Origin of the sequence: Alcaligenes sp. AB3, assembly GCF_031844565.1 — a bacterium.
GTDB classification, from domain to species: Bacteria; Pseudomonadota; Gammaproteobacteria; order Burkholderiales; family Burkholderiaceae_B; genus Alcaligenes; species Alcaligenes faecalis.
In genome coordinates this window covers 343,320-359,567 of the sequence record NZ_JAUZVM010000003.1, presented here as the reverse complement: position 1 = coordinate 359,567, position 16,248 = coordinate 343,320, and the positions used below count along the sequence as shown (strand labels likewise).

Sequence of the window (16,248 nt, the reverse complement as noted above, 5' to 3'; positions counted from 1 at the left end):
AGAGGTCCGGGATCAGGAACGTCAGTTGCTCGACTGTTTGAGAACAGCGTGCACCTGATCTTCGGAAAAATACACACTGTCTCCGACTTCAAAGACGCTGTAGCCGATGTTTTGCTCCGAGACCACCCCTCGGAAATAGGCCTTGGGACTTGCGGGAACTTGGGTGATGCGAACGCTGATATAGCGCTCGCTGGTGTAGGAGACTAGCTGTACGCGCATACCCTGTTTCAGATCCAGTGCACCCGGAAAGCGATCCAGATCGTCATGGCTGACCACGACCCGAAACGCTGTGGGTCGATGAATGACATAAGCCTCTTTGAGTCGCCGATGCAAAGCCAGGATCTCCTGGGCCTGCGGGCTAAGTGGACCGTCCGGATGCCGTGCTTCCTGTTCCAGCTCCGGGCTGGGAGACAAGTGCAAGATTTGGGCCAATAGCAGGAATTGTTCTTGAGTCATAAATTGCAAATTATCAGGAAAGGGAATCGACGTGCTTGAGAGCCTCGGGGTACAGTGTTCCTATTGTCCGCGATTGGCTCTCGTTTCGATTCGCGGTAAGCAAAGATTTTTTGTAGGGAAAACGCAATGATGGTTCGACGACTGATTCAAAGCGCTGCGGTGCTAGGCTTGGCTACCTTGATGGCAGCGTGCTCCTCGACTAAACCCGGCGGTGGCCCCGTCTCGAAACTCTTCAATCAATGTACCTGGGATCGTGAGTCTTGCATGCACGAGGGCCGTTACGAGGCCGGTGAAAGCGAGTATGCCGAGCGCGAAGCTCGAGACTTGAATCGTCAATCTGCCGCACGTTTGCGTCGTAGCGGTCTGTAAGGTTTTTTCACGGCAGTCCCGGGGGTTTGCTGCCAGACGAGGTATTGACCGTGATTCGCGATGTGTTAGAAAGCCGGCAAATTGCCATTTATTTTGTGGCGATGCTATTGGCCGGTTTGATGGCCAGTGTCTGGGTGATGCCAGCCAGTCTGGTCGACTGGATCAACCCGACGCTGGCTTTCATGCTGTATGTCACCTTCCTGCAGGTGCCCGTTTCTCAACTGGGTAAAGCGCTGACTCAACTGCGCTTTTTGGCCGTGCTGCTGGTGGCCAACTTTTGCCTGATCCCTCTCTTTGTCTTTGCCTTGCTGCCCTTGCTGCCGGATCACACCATGCTGCGTCTGGGGGTGCTGCTGGTCTTGCTGACTCCTTGCATCGACTACGTTGTCACGTTTGCCCAACTGGGCCGGGCCGATGCGCGAAGCTTGCTGGCGGCCACGCCGGTGCTGCTTGTGGTGCAAATGCTGCTTTTACCCTTGTTTTTGAAGTTGGCCTTGGGGGAGCAGTTTGGTCTGTATATCAAGGCCGGGCCTTTTTTGGACGCTTTCTTTTTTCTGATTCTGATTCCACTGCTCTTGGCGGCGGCGACTCAATATCTTGCTGATAAAAGTCGTGTCTGGGCGCAGATCCAGACGGGCTTGGGCGTGGCGCCGGTTCCGGCTACCGCCCTGGTGCTGTTTATCGTGGTAGCCGCCGTTTTGCGGCAATTGGAGCCTGCGCTGGATGTCTTGTGGCGCGTAGTGCCGGTGTACGTCCTGTTTGCTGTCCTGGCTCCCGTCATTGGCTGGGTGCTGGCGCGACAAGCGCGCCTGGCTGTTCCCTTGCGACGGGCCGTGGCCTTTAGCAGTGCGACTCGTAATTCCCTGGTTGTGCTGCCTTTGGCCCTTGCTATTCCAGGTGCCTTGCCCTTGTTGCCCGCCATTATTTTGACCCAGACCTTGGTGGAGTTGCTGGCGCAACTGGTCTATGTGCGCGTATTGGCTCGTTGGGGACAAAACCAGCGGGCTTGAACACGGTCAGGAAGGAGCGCTTTGTTGGCTTGCGGAGCTTACTGACCGCGTAACTGTTCTGAATGCGATGTTATTCAAGTCATTGATCTGACGGGTTTTTTCTGCTTTTAGCATGGTTTGATGCTCAGACGCAGCCTGTAACGGCGGCTCTCATTCTGTCCGCGAAAAATTTCTGTTTTTCAGCATGGATTTTCACCAGAAAACCGCCGTAAAAATGCGCGGTTTTTTCTTATAGAGCTTATAAAAAAACATACATGGCGATTGGACCGCCAAGCTCTATGATCTGCTCCGCCTCGGCTCTGAGTGCAACATCATGTTGCGGGCATGTTCTGTGTCCGCTTTCTATTACTTAGGAAAACTTCAAAATGCTAGTTGCCGCTTTTCTGGCGTTTGCAGGCCTGTGCCTGTTCGTTAATGGTGTTCGTCTCTATTACTCTGAAGGCCATCACGCGAGCAGGCTGGTGGATGCTAAAGATGCTGCCATCGTCAATTTGTTCACTGCCGTGCTGGGATTCATCTGCATGTCCCACATCCTGAATCCGGCCAACAGCACCGTGTACTCGCCCTTGTCCGCCATTTACCTGGGCCTGTTTGCCCTGACCTATTTCTGGGTGGGGGTGAACGCCTTTACTGGCAGTGACGGCCGGGCGCTGGGCTGGTATTCCTTGGTGGTGGCTTGTATCGCCGTTCCTGCCGCGATTACCAATCTGAGTCTTGCCGAGCGGATTTTCGATTACTGGCAAGTGCTGAGCTGGCTGTCCTGGGCCGTGCTGTGGTTCATGTTCTTCTTGCTGCTGGTTCTGAACAAGCCCATTGCTCGATTGACGGGCATGGTGTCCGCCGTGCAGGGCGTGCTGACGGCTTTGCTGCCTGCCTTGCTGTATTTCTGGGGCGTGATTTAAAGCGGTTTAGTACTCGCTTGATAAACATCCCCATAAGAACGGGCCCGGCGTCCCGGCCGGGCCCTCAAGGGCGGCATTGAACGCTCTTTGCTCAACGGAGCAGATCCTGCTGATGAGCGCCTTAAATGGTGTGCTTCTGACTCAGTAACACAGCCCCATCTCCTACCAATGACAATTGGTCCCCCGGATTTCGTAACGGGCAATTCGTCATGGACAAGCATCCACAGCCTATGCATCCATCCAGCTCATCACGCAGTTGGGTCAGGCTGCGGATCCGATCATTGAGCATGTCGCGCCAGCGGGTCGAGAGCAGTGCCCAGTCCTTGGCCTGGAGGGGCTTGCCGGATGGCAGTTCATCCAAGGCCTCCTTGATTGTTGCCAGCGGAATACCCGCTCTTTGGGCAATTTTGATTACCGCGATCTTTCGCAAAACCTCGCGGTGATAGCGGCGCTGATTGCCATCGCTGCGCCAGCTTTGAATCAAGCCTTTGGCCTCATAGTGATGCACGGTGGCAATGGTCACTCCACTGCGGCGTGCAACTTCGCCTACCGATAGCGGGATAGTAATGTCGATTTTCATGGTGACTAATTCTCTTGACCTCATCTATACATGAGGTTTTATAAAAGACGACTCTTGCCCCTGCAAGCTCCTTGAGCAACTGGGCGTCTTATTGTGAACGAGTCGAAATCTTATGAAGAATCAGCAAGCCCCTGCGGGCGAGGTGTCAGCGGCACCAGGCCAGTTGGCCGCGAATGGGAGTCAGGGGGCGTCCAGCCAGTCAGCCTGGGGGGGGTTATTGTCTGGCGCCAATGCCATGCGTGCGCTGGTGCTGGCGGGCGGTGTGGTGCTGCATGCCGTCAATGTCTATATTGCGACCACCATTTTGCCTACGGTGGTGCAGGATATCGGTGGACTGGATTTATATGCCTGGAACACGACCTTGTTTGTGGTGGCATCCATCCTGGGTTCGGCCTTGTCCCCCAAGTTGCTGGCCATGACAGGGCCTAAAGGAAGCTACGGCTTGGCCGCTGTGATCTTTGCGGTGGGGGCGGTGATTTGTGCGGCGGCACCCAGCATGTCCATTTTGCTGTTCGGTCGCTTTGTTCAGGGCGTAGGAGGGGGCTTTCTCTTTGCCTTGGCCTACGCCATGATTCGCGTGGTTTTTGCCGAGCAGTTATGGCCCCGTGCGATGGCTTTGGTATCGGGCATGTGGGGTGTGGCCACCCTTGCAGGCCCGGCTATCGGCGGCGTGTTTGCGGAGTGGGGCATGTGGCGGGCTGCTTTTGGAGCCGTTGCCCTGATCGCAGTTCTTTTTGCTGTAGTGGCTTCTGGCGTCTTGCCCAAACGGGAGCCCCAATCCGGCACTGGGGTCAAGGCATCTATCCCGTTGATTCAGCTGATTTTATTGACGCTGGCTGTGCTGGCTATTTCTGCGGGGAGTACGTCGGCAGAGCTGGCGCACAATGTTCTGGGCCTGGCGCTGGCGTTCGTGCTGGGTGCCGCCTTGATTGCTGTCGAAAAACGTTCGCCAAGCAGCTTGTTGCCGTCGGGGACATTTCGGTTGCGTTCCGAGATTGCCGGTTGGTATGCCTTGATGTCCTTGTTGGTGTTGACTGTCACTAGCGGAGAGGTCTTTGCACCGCTTTTCCTGCAAGTTTTGCATCAGCAGTCTCCTTTGGTGGCGGGCTACCTGGCCGCCTTGATGGGAGCGGGTTGGACGGTGGGGGCGGTCATCAGCTCGGGGCTGAGTGGACGGGCGATTGAGCGGGCGATTCTGGCCGGGCCGCTTTGCGGCTTGCTGGGCATGGTCGGGCTCGCCTTTCTGGTGCCAGAGACCAGCACGGGCCTATTTCTGAATCTGGTACCGATTTGTTTGGCACTGGCGCTGATCGGCTTGGGAGTAGGGCTGGCCTGGCCCCACTTGCTGATACGGGTGTTAAAAGCCGCTTCCGCTCAGGAGCAAGAACTGGCCGGGGCATCCATCACCACCATTCAGCTCTTTGCAACGGCCAGCGGGGCGGCTTTGGCGGGGATGGTTGCCAATGCAGGTGGACTTATTGATCCGGGTGGAGTGGAGGGGACGCGTCAGGCTGCTTATTATCTATTTAGCGTGTTTGCCGTCGCGCCGCTGTTTGGGATTGTAGTTGCAGGGAACTGCAGGGCTAAAAAACAGTCTGATTAAAAGGAAGTGCAAGCCTGTTTTCGTGTCCGTACTACGTTTCCGGAGAACGCTTGATCTGATGACGTGGTGCCCTATTGCATTGGGGTTAATACTGGAAGGCTGGTGATTTTCCACCATTGCTATAGTATTTAGTGCAATTAACGCGTGGCTTGCATACTTTTGATTGTTACGTGAAGGAGGTTTGGACGTGAATGGTATCCTTTCTCCCCATCCCGCTCCCAGGCCCAATCCGGAACCTAAGCCTATGCGTTGGCCTAGTGACTTCCCGGGCAAGCATGACAGGCAGGATTAACTAGCTTGATGAATAAAGCCGCTCCATTCGGGCGGCTTTTTTATGTCCGGGAAATCGTGTTCAAGCCAGCGTTATGCGCTGCTTTGCAGTTGTTTTGGCGCAAGGCATGGCGAGTGTATGCACGGCAAAAAGAGAATAAAGCCGTGCAGCGTGATGTCTTCAGGAGTACCAAAAAAGCGCCTGAAGTAAGGTGTTATTTCACGAGTGGGTACTACTGATCGCCAGCACCTGGAAACAGGCTGTAAAAGCCAGTTGGGGAGTAGAAAAACTGAACCGTTGATTTTGCTTAAAATTGATTTTTTTGAATCAACGGTTTTCGTTTGATGGTGCGAACGGAGAGACTCGAACTCTCACACCTCTCGGCGCCAGAACCTAAATCTGGTGCGTCTACCAATTCCGCCACGTTCGCAACACGAAAGAAGTAGATTCTAGCGTGGATTTTCGCCCTAGGCAAGTAGTCAGCCCTAGGGGAAAGTAAATAGATTAGGGGCCATTCTAATGTGGCCCCCACGCGCTTTTTTACAGTTTTGTTTTATTGGCGTTTTGGGTTTTTGGCGATCAAGCCGCGTGCCTGCCAGTCGGCCTGTTGTTCGGCGCTGATGCCCAGCGTATTCAGAATGTCCTCTGTGTCCTGGCCCAGATGGGGGGCCAGGCGGTAGATGCCACCAGGCGTGCTGCTCAGCTTGGGAACAATGCCGGGGACTTTAAGCGGCGTGCCATCCGGCAAATTGCTGTCAAGCAGCATGTCGCGGGCCTGGTAATGGGGGTCGGCTGCAATATCGGCGATGTCGTAAACGCGACCTGCTGGAACGCCAGCCTGGTCAAGAATCTCCAGTACCTTGTCCAGCTCCAGGGCGCTGGCCCAGTGACCGATAGCGGCATCGATGACACCTGCATTCCGTGCGCGACCATCGTTGTGAGCATAGTCGGGATTCTCTGCCATATCGGCTCGGCCAATGGCGCCCATCAAACGCTTGAAAATGCTGTCGCCATTTCCCGCAATCAGGGCATATTTACCGTCCTTGCAGACATAGGCATTGCTGGGGGTGATGCCGGGCAAGCTGCTGCCTGCCGGTTCGCGTATGGCTCCAAAAGCGGAGTATTCCGGCAGCAGGCTTTCCATCATGTTGAAGACAGATTCATATAAGGCCACGTCAATATATTGACCTTCGCCTTTATTCTGCTCGCGTTGACGCAAGGCCATCATGATGCCGATGACGCCGTGCAAGGCGGCGAGGGAATCGCCGATGGAGACGCCAACGCGCACGGGTGGCCGTCCTGCTTCACCACTGAGATGTCGCAAACCACCCATGGCTTCGCCAATCACACCAAAACCGGGTTTGTCCTTGTAGGGGCCTGTCTGCCCATAGCCCGACACGCGCAGCATGATCAGGCCCGGGTTGATGGCTTTCAGCTCTTCCCAGCCCAAACCCCATTCTTCCAGGGCGCCGGGTCGGAAGTTCTCGATCAGGATGTCACACTCTTTTACCAGTGCCCGGACCACCTCCTGGCATTCCGCTTGTCGCAGGTCCAAAGCCAGAGACTTTTTGTTACGGGATTGCACCTCCCACCAGACCGAGTTACCGTCATGCAGCAAACGCCATTTACGCAAGGGGTCGCCGCCTTTAGGGGATTCGATCTTGATAACGTCCGCGCCAAACTCGCCCAGGATCTTGGCGGCAAAGGGGCCGGCGATCAGTTGGCCCAGTTCCAGGACCCGGATGCCGCCTAAAGGGGTATTCATGTGCATGTCAGTCTTGCGTAGGGAAGGTAAAGTAAGGGATCATAGTCCGGCACGGCTGTATTGTCTTGACAGGAAATTATGATTCAAAATACGTTTGTTTGGATTTACCGTGCCAGTTTCCGGTAAAATGCCGGATTACTCTTATCAATTACTCAATTTAATATAGGTCTTCAATGCAGCCCGAGGTTGAAATTCTGTCCGGCTTGGAGCGCCGAGTCGATGTGGTCGTTTCGGTGGCCGACGTAGAAAAACAAGTCCAGGCCCAGCTCAAGCGTGTGGCTCGTACGGCCAAGGTACAGGGCTTCCGTCCCGGTAAAGCGCCTTTGTCCGTTGTCGAGCGCAGCCACGGCCCTGGTATCCGTTACGACGCCATCAACGAAGAAATCGGCAAAGCCCTGGACAAAGTGATCCAGGACTCCAAATTGCGCGTTGCCGGCACTCCTAATCTGGAAGCCAAAGAAGGCGAGCCTGCTGAAGGCACCATGGCCTTTACCGCAACTTTCGAAGTTTACCCAGAAGTGGCTCTGCCTGATCTGTCCAAACTGGAAATCAAGCGTGCTACCACGCCTGTGACTGACGAAGACATCCAGCGCACCGTAGACGTGCTGCGCAAGCAACGCGCCAACTACGAATCCAGCGCTGATCGCGAAGCCCAGGAAGATGACCGCATCACTCTGGACTTTGTGGGCACTATCGACGGCGTCGCCTTCGAAGGCGGTAGCGCTGAGGGTTTCCAGTACCTGCAAGGTCGTGGCCGCATGCTGCCCGAGTTTGAGACTGCCGTTGCCGGCATGAAAGCAGGCGAAACCAAAACATTCCCCCTGGAATTTCCTGCCGACTACACCGGCAAGGAAGTGGCTGGCAAAACGGCCGAATTCAAGATCACCGTGACAGACGTGGCCCAGCCTGTTCTGCCCGAAATGGATGCTGAGTTTGCCAAGTCCCTGGGTCAGGCTGAAGGTGATGTGGACGCTTTGCTGGCCGACATCCGTGCCAACATCGAACGCGAAATCAAGGCTCGTGTGCACGCTCGCAACAAATCCGCCGTGATGGACGCTTTGCTGTCTGCCAGCGAATTTGACGTGCCCAAGGCTCTGGTGGACAACGACGTGCAAGGTCGCATCGCTTCGGCTCGCGCTGAACTGAAAGACCGTGGCGTGCCAGACGCAGACAAGATGCCTATCCCTGCCGAAGCGTTCCAGGAAGAATCCACCCGCCGCGTGCGTCTGGGTCTGCTGGTCTCCGAACTGGTCAAGGCTGCTGAACTGCAAGCCAAGCCCGAGCAGGTTCGTGCCCGCATCGAAGAATTTGCCCAGAACTACGAACAGCCCGCCCAAGTGGTGGCCTACTACTTGTCCGATCGCCAGCGTCGCGCCGAGATTGAGGCAGTGGTACTCGAAGACAACGTCGTCGAGCACGTACTGTCCCAGGCCAAGGTGTCCGACGAGGAGGTGGCGTTCGACCAAATCATGGGAACCAACTAATGTCGTCAACCTTTGTCGACTTCTACGCCTCAATGCATGGGGGGCAGTCCGTTGCCCCTACGGGTTTGGGCTACGTGCCTATCGTTATCGAGCAGTCCGGTCGTGGAGAGCGGTCTTACGACATCTATTCCCGCCTGCTGCGCGAGCGCATCATCTTTCTGGTGGGCCCGGTTCACGACAGCTCGGCCAACCTGATTGTGGCCCAGCTGCTGTTTCTGGAGTCGGAAAATCCTGAGAAGGATATTTCGCTCTACATCAACTCGCCCGGTGGTTCGGTCTATGCAGGCCTGGCCATCTACGACACGATGCAGTTCGTCAAGCCGGAAGTCTCGACATTGTGTACCGGCATGGCTGCCAGCATGGGCGCTTTCTTGCTGTCTTCGGGCGTCAAGGGCAAGCGTCTCGCCTTGCCTAACTCGCGCATCATGATTCACCAGCCTTCGGGCGGTGCGCGAGGCCAGGCTTCCGATATCCAGATTCAGGCCAAGGAAATCCTGAGCCTGCGTGAACGCTTGAACAAGATCCTGGCCGAAAACTGCGGTCAGCCTGTCGAGCGTATCGAGCTGGATACCGAGCGTGACAACTTCATGGCAGCTGAAGAGGCTGTGGCCTACGGCCTGATCGACAAGGTGATGAACACTCGTGACGAGTAATCATCTGTCCCCACGGGGATCGATCTGAAGCAGTACTATGGCTGTTCGGGGGCGGGACTTGTTCCCGTCCTTTTACCATCCTGAAGTGAAATTTAAATTTATGTCCGAAAAGAAATCGGCCGACGAGAAAGTTCTGCATTGCTCGTTTTGCAATAAAAGCCAGCATGAGGTCAAGAAACTGATCGCTGGACCTTCGTCCGTGTTCATCTGCGACGAATGTATTGATCTGTGTACCGATATCATTCGTGACGAAGCTGCGGGCGCCACTCCTGATGGTGAACGTAAGGAATTGCCGACCCCCCAGGAAATCAAAGAGTTTCTGGATGGGTATGTTATTGGCCAGGAAATGCCCAAGCGCACCTTGGCCGTAGCGGTGTACAACCACTACAAGCGAATTCGTAACGGCAAGCCAGGCCGTGACGATGTGGAACTGTCCAAAAGTAATATCTTGCTGATCGGCCCTACGGGTTCGGGCAAAACGCTGCTGGCCCAAACACTGGCCCGCATGCTGGATGTGCCTTTTGTGATGGCTGACGCCACCACGCTGACCGAAGCCGGTTACGTGGGTGAGGACGTCGAGAACATCGTTCAAAAACTGCTGCAAAACTGCGATTACGATGTGGAAAAAGCGCAGCGCGCCATTATCTACATCGACGAAATCGACAAGATTTCCCGCAAGTCGGATAACCCTTCGATCACCCGCGACGTGTCGGGCGAGGGCGTGCAACAGGCATTGCTCAAGCTGATCGAAGGCACAGTCGCTTCGGTGCCCCCACAAGGTGGCCGCAAGCACCCCAACCAGGACTTTGTGCAGGTTGATACCACCAGCATTCTGTTCATCGTCGGTGGTGCCTTTGATGGCCTGGAAAAGGTGATTCGTGACCGTACAGAAAAATCCGGTATCGGTTTTTCTGCCTCGGTGAAAGCCAAGTCCGAGCGTGGTGTAGGCGAGCTGTTCTCTGAAGCCGAGCCCGAGGATCTGATCAAGTTTGGCCTGATCCCCGAGCTGGTAGGTCGTTTGCCTGTGGTTGCCACTTTGGAAGAGCTGCACGAAGACGCACTGATCCGCATTTTGACCGAGCCGCGCAATGCCTTGGTCAAGCAGTTCCAGAAGCTGCTGAGCATGGAAGGTGTAGAGCTGGAAGTTCAGCCCGAAGCCCTGCGTGCCGTGGCCCAGCGCGCCATCAAGCGTCGTACCGGCGCCCGTGGTCTGCGCAGCATTGTCGAGCAAGCCTTGCTGGACACCATGTACGAACTGCCCTCGCGCAAGGACGTCAGCAAAGTGGTGCTGACCGAGGATGCGGTTGTTGGAAAGAGTAAACCCGAATTGATTTTGGGTCGCCCTTTGTCCGATAGTGAAGCCAGTGACACTGAGTCGCCCTTGAAAAACGCAGTAGCTTAGAGATATCTCCTTGTTTGTGCTCTGTCTGGCTTTGGCCAGAAGGGCACAGGCAAGACAGGGCGGCAGGCGAAGGCAAAGAGAAAGGAGTGGGTATCCATGATGACCACCACACGTAACAATACGTCTTTCTTTAACTCTGTAAAGTTCTGTTCTAATGTTCATTCGGACTACTTGAAATATCCAAATTCGCCACAATCTGAGCTACAACAGGTTAAACCGTGAAAGGGAAGCCCAGGCTTCCCTTTTGCGTCTAAGGACATTTATAGGAAATGACTATGTCTGCGAGCCAGATTCTTTCTACGGAACCTATTGAGCTGCCGCTGCTTCCCTTGCGCGATGTAGTGGTGTTCCCTCACATGGTGATTCCGCTTTTTGTTGGTCGGCCTCGCTCGATTAAAGCTCTTGAGCTGGCAATGGAGTCCGGCAACAACATTATGTTGGTGGCGCAAAAGTCCGCAGGCAAGGATGATCCCGCTCCCGAGGATCTCTACGAAATTGCGTGTGCGGCCAGTATTTTGCAAATGCTCAAGCTGCCCGACGGCACCGTAAAAGTGCTGGTGGAAGGCTTGCAGCGTGCTCGAATCACCCAGGTACAGGATGCCGAAACCCACTTCATGGCCTCGGTGGTCGAAGTGCCCGGCGACGCTGGGGATGCGGCTGAAACCGAAGCCTTGCGCCGTGCGGTGCTGGGCCAGTTCGAACAGTACGTCAAACTGAATAAAAAAATCCCTCAGGAAATTCTGACTTCCCTGACCGGGATTGATGATGCCGGCCGCCTGGCTGACACCATCGCTGCGCATTTGCCGCTGAAGCTGGAACAAAAGCAGGGCATGCTGGAAACGCCCAAGGCCTTGGAGCGTCTGGAAGGCCTGCTGTCGCAACTGGAAGGCGAAATTGACATCTTGCAGGTCGAGAAGCGTATTCGCGGCCGTGTGAAAAAGCAGATGGAAAAGAGCCAGCGCGACTACTACCTGAACGAGCAGGTCAAGGCGATTCAGAAAGAGCTGGGCGAAGGCGAGGACGGTGCGGATGTCGAAGAGCTGGAAAAACGCATCGAACAGGCTCAACTGAGCAAAGAAGCGCTCAAGAAAGCCGAATCCGAAATGAAAAAGCTCAAGCTGATGTCGCCGATGTCAGCCGAAGCCACGGTCGTGCGCAACTACATCGAAACGCTGGTAGGCCTGCCTTGGCGCAAAAAGAGCCGTATCAACAACTCCTTGAGCAACGCCGAGGAAGTATTGGATGCGGATCACTTTGGTCTGGAAAAGGTCAAAGAGCGCATTGTCGAGTACCTGGCTGTGCAGCAACGCGTCGACAAGCTGAAGGCTCCGATTCTGTGTCTGGTTGGCCCTCCAGGCGTGGGTAAAACCTCGCTGGGTCAGTCCATCGCCAAGGCAACGAACCGCAAGTTCATTCGCATGGCTTTGGGTGGCGTGCGTGACGAGGCCGAGATTCGCGGTCACCGTCGTACCTACATCGGCTCCATGCCCGGCAAGGTTGTTCAGAACATGAGCAAGGTGGGTGTACGTAACCCGCTGTTCCTGCTGGACGAGATCGACAAGATGGGCGCGGATTTCCGTGGCGATCCATCCTCGGCATTGCTGGAGGTTCTGGACCCCGAACAAAACCACACCTTCCAGGATCACTACCTGGAAGTGGACTACGACTTGTCCGATGTGATGTTCGTGGCAACCAGCAATACCTTGAACATTCCACCGGCCCTGCTGGACCGTATGGAAGTGATTCGTCTGTCCGGCTATACCGAAGACGAGAAGGTACGCATTGCGTTCGATTACCTCTTGCCCAAGCTGATGAAGAACAACGGCGTGCGCGAGGGTGAACTGGAAGTGACAGAAGACGCGGTACGCGACATCGTGCGTTACTACACACGTGAAGCGGGTGTGCGTTCGCTGGAACGTGAAATCAGCAAGATCTGCCGCAAGGTGGTTCGCAAGCTGCTGGTGGCTAATCCACAAGCCGGTACGCGTGCGGCTCGCAACAAGACACTGACTCAGGAAACCTTGGTCGTGAATGCGGCGAATCTGAACGATTACCTGGGCGTACGCCGTTTCTCGTTCGGCCTGGCCGAAAAAGAGAACAAGGTTGGCCTGGTTACTGGTCTGGCCTGGACAGAGGTGGGCGGTGAATTGCTGACCATCGAAGTGGCCGATATGCCCGGTAAAGGCAATGTGCTGCGCACCGGCTCGATTGGCGACGTGATGAAAGAGTCGGTCGAAGCAGCTCGCACAGTCGTACGTTCGCGTGCCCAGAAGTGGGGCATTGCCAATAGCGTGTTTGAAAAGCGTGACCTGCACGTGCACTTTCCTGAAGGCGCTACGCCCAAGGATGGTCCATCGGCCGGTATCGCCATCACGACCGCTATCGTGTCCAGCCTGACGGGTATTCCGGTTCGTGCCGACGTGGCCATGACGGGTGAAATCACCTTGCGCGGCGAAGTTCTGCCTATCGGCGGCTTAAAAGAGAAGCTGTTGGCAGCGCAGCGCGGCGGTATCAAAACCGTGATGATTCCGGAGGAAAACATCAAAGACCTGGCCGATATTCCAGATAACGTGAAAAACACGCTGGAGATCATCCCCGTGCGTTGGATTGATCGCGTACTGGAAGTGGCTCTGCAAGACGCTGTAACGCCTCTGAGTGACGAAGAAGTCGCTCGCCTGGCCGCAGAGGCCTTGGCAGCAACGCGTGCCGCTGGCGCGGGCTCTGAGTCCTTCAAGCACTAAGCTTTAGCTTCAGTAAGACGCAAACAGGCCACCTTGATTTCAAGGTGGCCTGTTTGCTTTTTAGCTGGACTGATCGTGTGTTTGCAGTCAGTCATATTGATTACAAGCAGAGAGTCAGATCTTGTTGGTGGTGCTCACAGTATTGTGCGGGGGCAAGCCTGTTCAACTCGTTCCAGAAGCATAGGCCACTGCCCATACACACTGCAGCAGTGATCTTCGCCGTAGATATAGCGGTAACTATAATCGTCGCTGCCGCTGCTCTGCGTCTACTTCAATCTGCAGAGCGGCATGTATCCTGACTAATAAAAAACCCCATGCACCAAACGGTATATGGGGTTTTTCCTTATCAGGTCCACCCAGCCTATAAAACAGGCTGGGTGACCAAGAGAGGCAGGGCTTAATGCAGTGGGCTGGTACGAATCAGACCAACAGCAATGCCTTCCAAAGACAGGGAATCCGGATCGGTGACGACGATAGGCTCAAAGTCCGGATTCTCGGGCAAGAGGACTACCTGATTGCTGGAGCGCGACAGGCGCTTGACGGTGACATCGTCGCCAATACGGACCACCACGATCTGCCCATTACGTGCTTCGCTGGCTTTCTTGACGGCCAGCAGGTCGCCATCAAAAATGCCGGCGTCTTTCATGCTCAGGCCACGCACGCGCAGCAGGTAATCCGGCGTTTGGGTGAACAGGGTAGGGGCGACGCCAATCTCGCGTTCGATATGCTCGGTAGCCAGAATAGGGCTACCGGCAGCCACGCGACCAATAATGGGCAGCAAGAGGGCATCAGCCAGATTGGCCAGGGCGCTGCTGCTGGGCGCTGCGTTTTCGCGGGTATCCGTGCCGAGCAGGCGTATGCCGCGCGAGGCACCGGCAGTCAATTCGATAGCGCCTTTGCGGGCCAGAGCTTTCAAATGATCCTCTGCCGCATTGGCGGATTTGAAACCCAACACCTGAGCAATCTCAGCTCGAGTAGGAGGGAAACCCGTCCGTTCGATTTCAGAACGGATGATGTCCAGCACTTGTTGTTGGCGTGCAGTGAGCTTGGCGGTCATAGTATTGTCTGCTGAATATATATACAGTAAAGATTGTGCGTTACAGTTGGCGTTTTTGCAAGCGGTGAGGACCTTAAAGGCTTAATTTTTGACCCTTTCGGCTGCTCAGGCGGATTGGGGCCAATCCTTGCGGTCCATGGTGTACAGCACATGAGGTACCAGCTTGTGGCCTGCCGCTACACCGGGGTGATCAAAGGTGCCAGCTTGCTCTGTCATGCCCAGGCGTTGCATGACGGTTTGCGAAGGCAGGTTCAACCGGGCGGTATACGCCACAATTTGCGCCAGGCCCAGCTCGTCAAAGCCAAAGTCCATGCAGGCGCGAGCTGCTTCGGTGGCGTAGCCTTTGCCCCAGTATTCAGGCAGCAGACGCCAAAGCACTTCCACGCAAGGCTGAAAGTACAGATCGGCGGTCGGGCGGTTCAGACCCACCATGCCGATGAAGGCCCCGCTTTCCTTCAGTTCTACTGCCCACGGGCCCCAGCCATGTTCTTCGATCAAGCTTTGGCTACGGTGAGCGATGGCATCACTTTGTGTGCGGTCCAGGGTGGCTGGATAAAAGCGCAGCGCGTGGGGATCGCTATTCAAGCGGAAGAAGGGTTCCAGGTCCGTCGCTTTCCAGGGGCGCAGGAGCAGGCGTTCGGTGTTCAGGGAAATGGCGTCTGTCATGGTGGTACTCCAAGGGCTGGAACGACAACGCCCTTCCGAAGAAGGGCGTTGGGGGCGGTAAGGACAGCCTGCTTATTTCAGGACTTGAGCGATGGCCTTGGCCACGACGTCAATGTTCTGGCTGTTCAGCGCAGCCACGCAGATACGGCCGCTGCTGACAGCGTAAATACCGTGTTCCTGGCGCAGCCGTTCTACTTGTTCGGCTGTCAGACCGGAGTAGGAGAACATGCCGCGCTGTTCCAGCACGAAGTCAAAGTTCTGAGTAGCGCCGTGTTCTTTCAGCTTGGCAACCAGTTGGGCGCGCATTTCGCGGATACGATCACGCATGCCGGCCAGTTCGGTAGCCCAGGTTTGAAACAGTTCAGGCGAGTTCAGCACGGTGGCCACAACCTTGCCACCGTGTGTGGGCGGGTTGGAGTAGTTGGTGCGAATCACGCGCTTGACCTGGCTCAGCACGCGGGAAGTTTCGTCCTTGCTGGAAGTAACCAGAGTCAGGGCGCCAACGCGCTCGCCGTACAGCGAGAAAGACTTGGAGAACGAGGAACTGATGAACATGGACAGGCCCAGCTTGGCAAACAGGCGCACCACGCTGGCGTCTTCTTCCAGACCGGCACCAAAGCCTTGGTAAGCGATGTCCAGGAAAGGAACCAGTTGACGCTCTTTGATCAGCTCGGCGATCTGGGTCCATTGTTCCATGCTGGGGTCCACGCCGGTCGGGTTGTGGCAGCAAGCGTGCAGGACCACGATGGACTGGGCAGGCATCGTGCGCAGCGAGGCGATCATGCCGTCAAAGTTCAGGCCATGAGTTGCGGCATCGTAGTAAGCGTAGGTGTTGACCTTGAAGCCGGCGCGCTCGAACAGAGCACGGTGGTTTTCCCAGCTGGGATCGCTGATGTAAACCTCGGACTGGGGCAGCAGTTGCTGCAAGAAGTCGGCACCGATTTTCAGTGCGCCTGTGCCGCCCAGGGATTGCACGGTCAAGGCACGGCCTTCGGCAATGATTGGGGAGTCGGCACCTAGCAACAGAGTTTGAGCACCCAGATTGTAGGTATTGATACCTTCGATAGGCAGGTAGCTGCGCGCGGCGGCCTTGCTCATCATGGCTTCTTCAGCCTTTTGAACAGCCTGCAAAATCGGGATACGCCCTTGATCGTCGTAGTAAACACCGACCCCCAGATTAACTTTGCCGCTGCGTTCGTCGGCATTGTATTGTTCGTTCAAACCCAAAATAGGGTCGCGTGGAGCCAGTTCGACGGTTTCGAAGAGCGATGTCATGATGATATGGGGGC

General features: G+C 55.7%; 14 protein-coding genes and 1 tRNA gene. 8 read left to right on the top strand and 7 right to left on the bottom strand.

All coding sequences use genetic code 11. The annotated features are described in order from the left end of the window. Positions 1-21 precede the first annotated feature (21 nt). Positions 22-456 carry a hypothetical protein gene (locus tag Q9R35_RS09140; RefSeq protein ID WP_045931581.1) on the bottom strand — a complete coding sequence of 145 codons (435 nt, stop codon included), beginning with the start codon at positions 454-456 and terminating at the stop codon, positions 22-24. 126 nt (positions 457-582) lie between these two features. Between Q9R35_RS09140 and Q9R35_RS09135 the strand changes: the two genes are divergently transcribed. From Q9R35_RS09135 to Q9R35_RS09125, 3 genes are all read left to right on the top strand, one after another. Next, a complete protein-coding gene (locus Q9R35_RS09135) occupies positions 583-825 on the top strand; it encodes a hypothetical protein (protein ID WP_042487791.1) in 243 nt (80 codons plus the stop codon). Positions 826-926: 101 nt separating this feature from the next. Next, positions 927-1,835 (top strand): arsenic resistance protein, encoded by a 909-nt coding sequence (locus Q9R35_RS09130; protein ID WP_042488005.1) that lies wholly within the window; start codon positions 927-929, stop codon positions 1,833-1,835. 365 nt (positions 1,836-2,200) lie between these two features. Next, entirely contained in the window at positions 2,201-2,737 is a 537-nt protein-coding gene (locus Q9R35_RS09125; protein WP_045931579.1) for an AmiS/UreI family transporter, read from the top strand. A 121-nt stretch (positions 2,738-2,858) separates the two neighbouring features. Here the strand turns inward: Q9R35_RS09125 and soxR are convergent, their stop codons facing one another. Continuing rightward, the gene (gene soxR / locus Q9R35_RS09120; protein WP_063693083.1) at positions 2,859-3,317 is read right to left on the bottom strand and encodes a redox-sensitive transcriptional activator SoxR; all 459 of its coding nucleotides are present in this window, start codon (positions 3,315-3,317) and stop codon (positions 2,859-2,861) included. A gap of 112 nt (positions 3,318-3,429) precedes the next feature. Here soxR and Q9R35_RS09115 point away from each other — a divergent pair, with 112 nt between their 5' ends. Continuing rightward, complete coding sequence (locus tag Q9R35_RS09115; protein ID WP_404977943.1) at positions 3,430-4,920, top strand: MFS transporter; 1,491 nt, start codon at positions 3,430-3,432, stop codon at positions 4,918-4,920. Positions 4,921-5,536: 616 nt separating this feature from the next. On the opposite strand, the gene Q9R35_RS09110 is transcribed toward Q9R35_RS09115, so the two are convergent. Beyond that, positions 5,537-5,621 (bottom strand) — tRNA-Leu (locus tag Q9R35_RS09110). Between the two features lie 123 nt (positions 5,622-5,744). Further along, positions 5,745-6,956, bottom strand: a complete 1,212-nt coding sequence (locus Q9R35_RS09105) for a CoA transferase (RefSeq protein ID WP_311219738.1) — start codon at positions 6,954-6,956, stop codon at positions 5,745-5,747. 173 nt (positions 6,957-7,129) lie between these two features. On the opposite strand from Q9R35_RS09105, the gene tig reads away from it, so the two are divergent. The 4 genes from tig to lon all read left to right on the top strand — a co-directional run bounded on the left by tig (position 7,130) and on the right by lon (position 13,236). Further along, on the top strand, positions 7,130-8,440 hold the full coding sequence (gene tig / locus Q9R35_RS09100; RefSeq protein WP_042479776.1) for a trigger factor: 1,311 nt from the start codon (positions 7,130-7,132) through the stop codon (positions 8,438-8,440). After that, the gene (gene clpP / locus Q9R35_RS09095) at positions 8,440-9,093 is read left to right on the top strand and encodes an ATP-dependent Clp endopeptidase proteolytic subunit ClpP (protein ID WP_311219737.1); all 654 of its coding nucleotides are present in this window, start codon (positions 8,440-8,442) and stop codon (positions 9,091-9,093) included. Before tig ends, clpP begins: the two co-directional genes overlap by 1 nt. A gap of 100 nt (positions 9,094-9,193) precedes the next feature. Then, positions 9,194-10,495, top strand: a complete 1,302-nt coding sequence (gene clpX / locus Q9R35_RS09090) for an ATP-dependent Clp protease ATP-binding subunit ClpX (protein ID WP_045931814.1) — start codon at positions 9,194-9,196, stop codon at positions 10,493-10,495. 275 nt (positions 10,496-10,770) lie between these two features. Then, on the top strand, positions 10,771-13,236 hold the full coding sequence (gene lon, locus Q9R35_RS09085; protein WP_270119649.1) for an endopeptidase La: 2,466 nt from the start codon (positions 10,771-10,773) through the stop codon (positions 13,234-13,236). A gap of 397 nt (positions 13,237-13,633) precedes the next feature. Here lon and lexA read toward each other — a convergent pair whose 3' ends face one another. The 3 genes from lexA to Q9R35_RS09070 all read right to left on the bottom strand — a co-directional run bounded on the left by lexA (position 13,634) and on the right by Q9R35_RS09070 (position 16,234). After that, positions 13,634-14,293: a transcriptional repressor LexA gene (gene lexA / locus Q9R35_RS09080; protein WP_042479782.1), complete on the bottom strand. Its 660-nt coding sequence runs from the start codon at positions 14,291-14,293 to the stop codon at positions 13,634-13,636. A gap of 105 nt (positions 14,294-14,398) precedes the next feature. Continuing rightward, on the bottom strand, positions 14,399-14,959 hold the full coding sequence (locus Q9R35_RS09075) for a GNAT family N-acetyltransferase (protein WP_042479785.1): 561 nt from the start codon (positions 14,957-14,959) through the stop codon (positions 14,399-14,401). 72 nt (positions 14,960-15,031) lie between these two features. Next, the gene (locus Q9R35_RS09070; protein ID WP_086061380.1) at positions 15,032-16,234 is read right to left on the bottom strand and encodes an amino acid aminotransferase; all 1,203 of its coding nucleotides are present in this window, start codon (positions 16,232-16,234) and stop codon (positions 15,032-15,034) included. Positions 16,235-16,248: the final 14 nt, after the last annotated feature.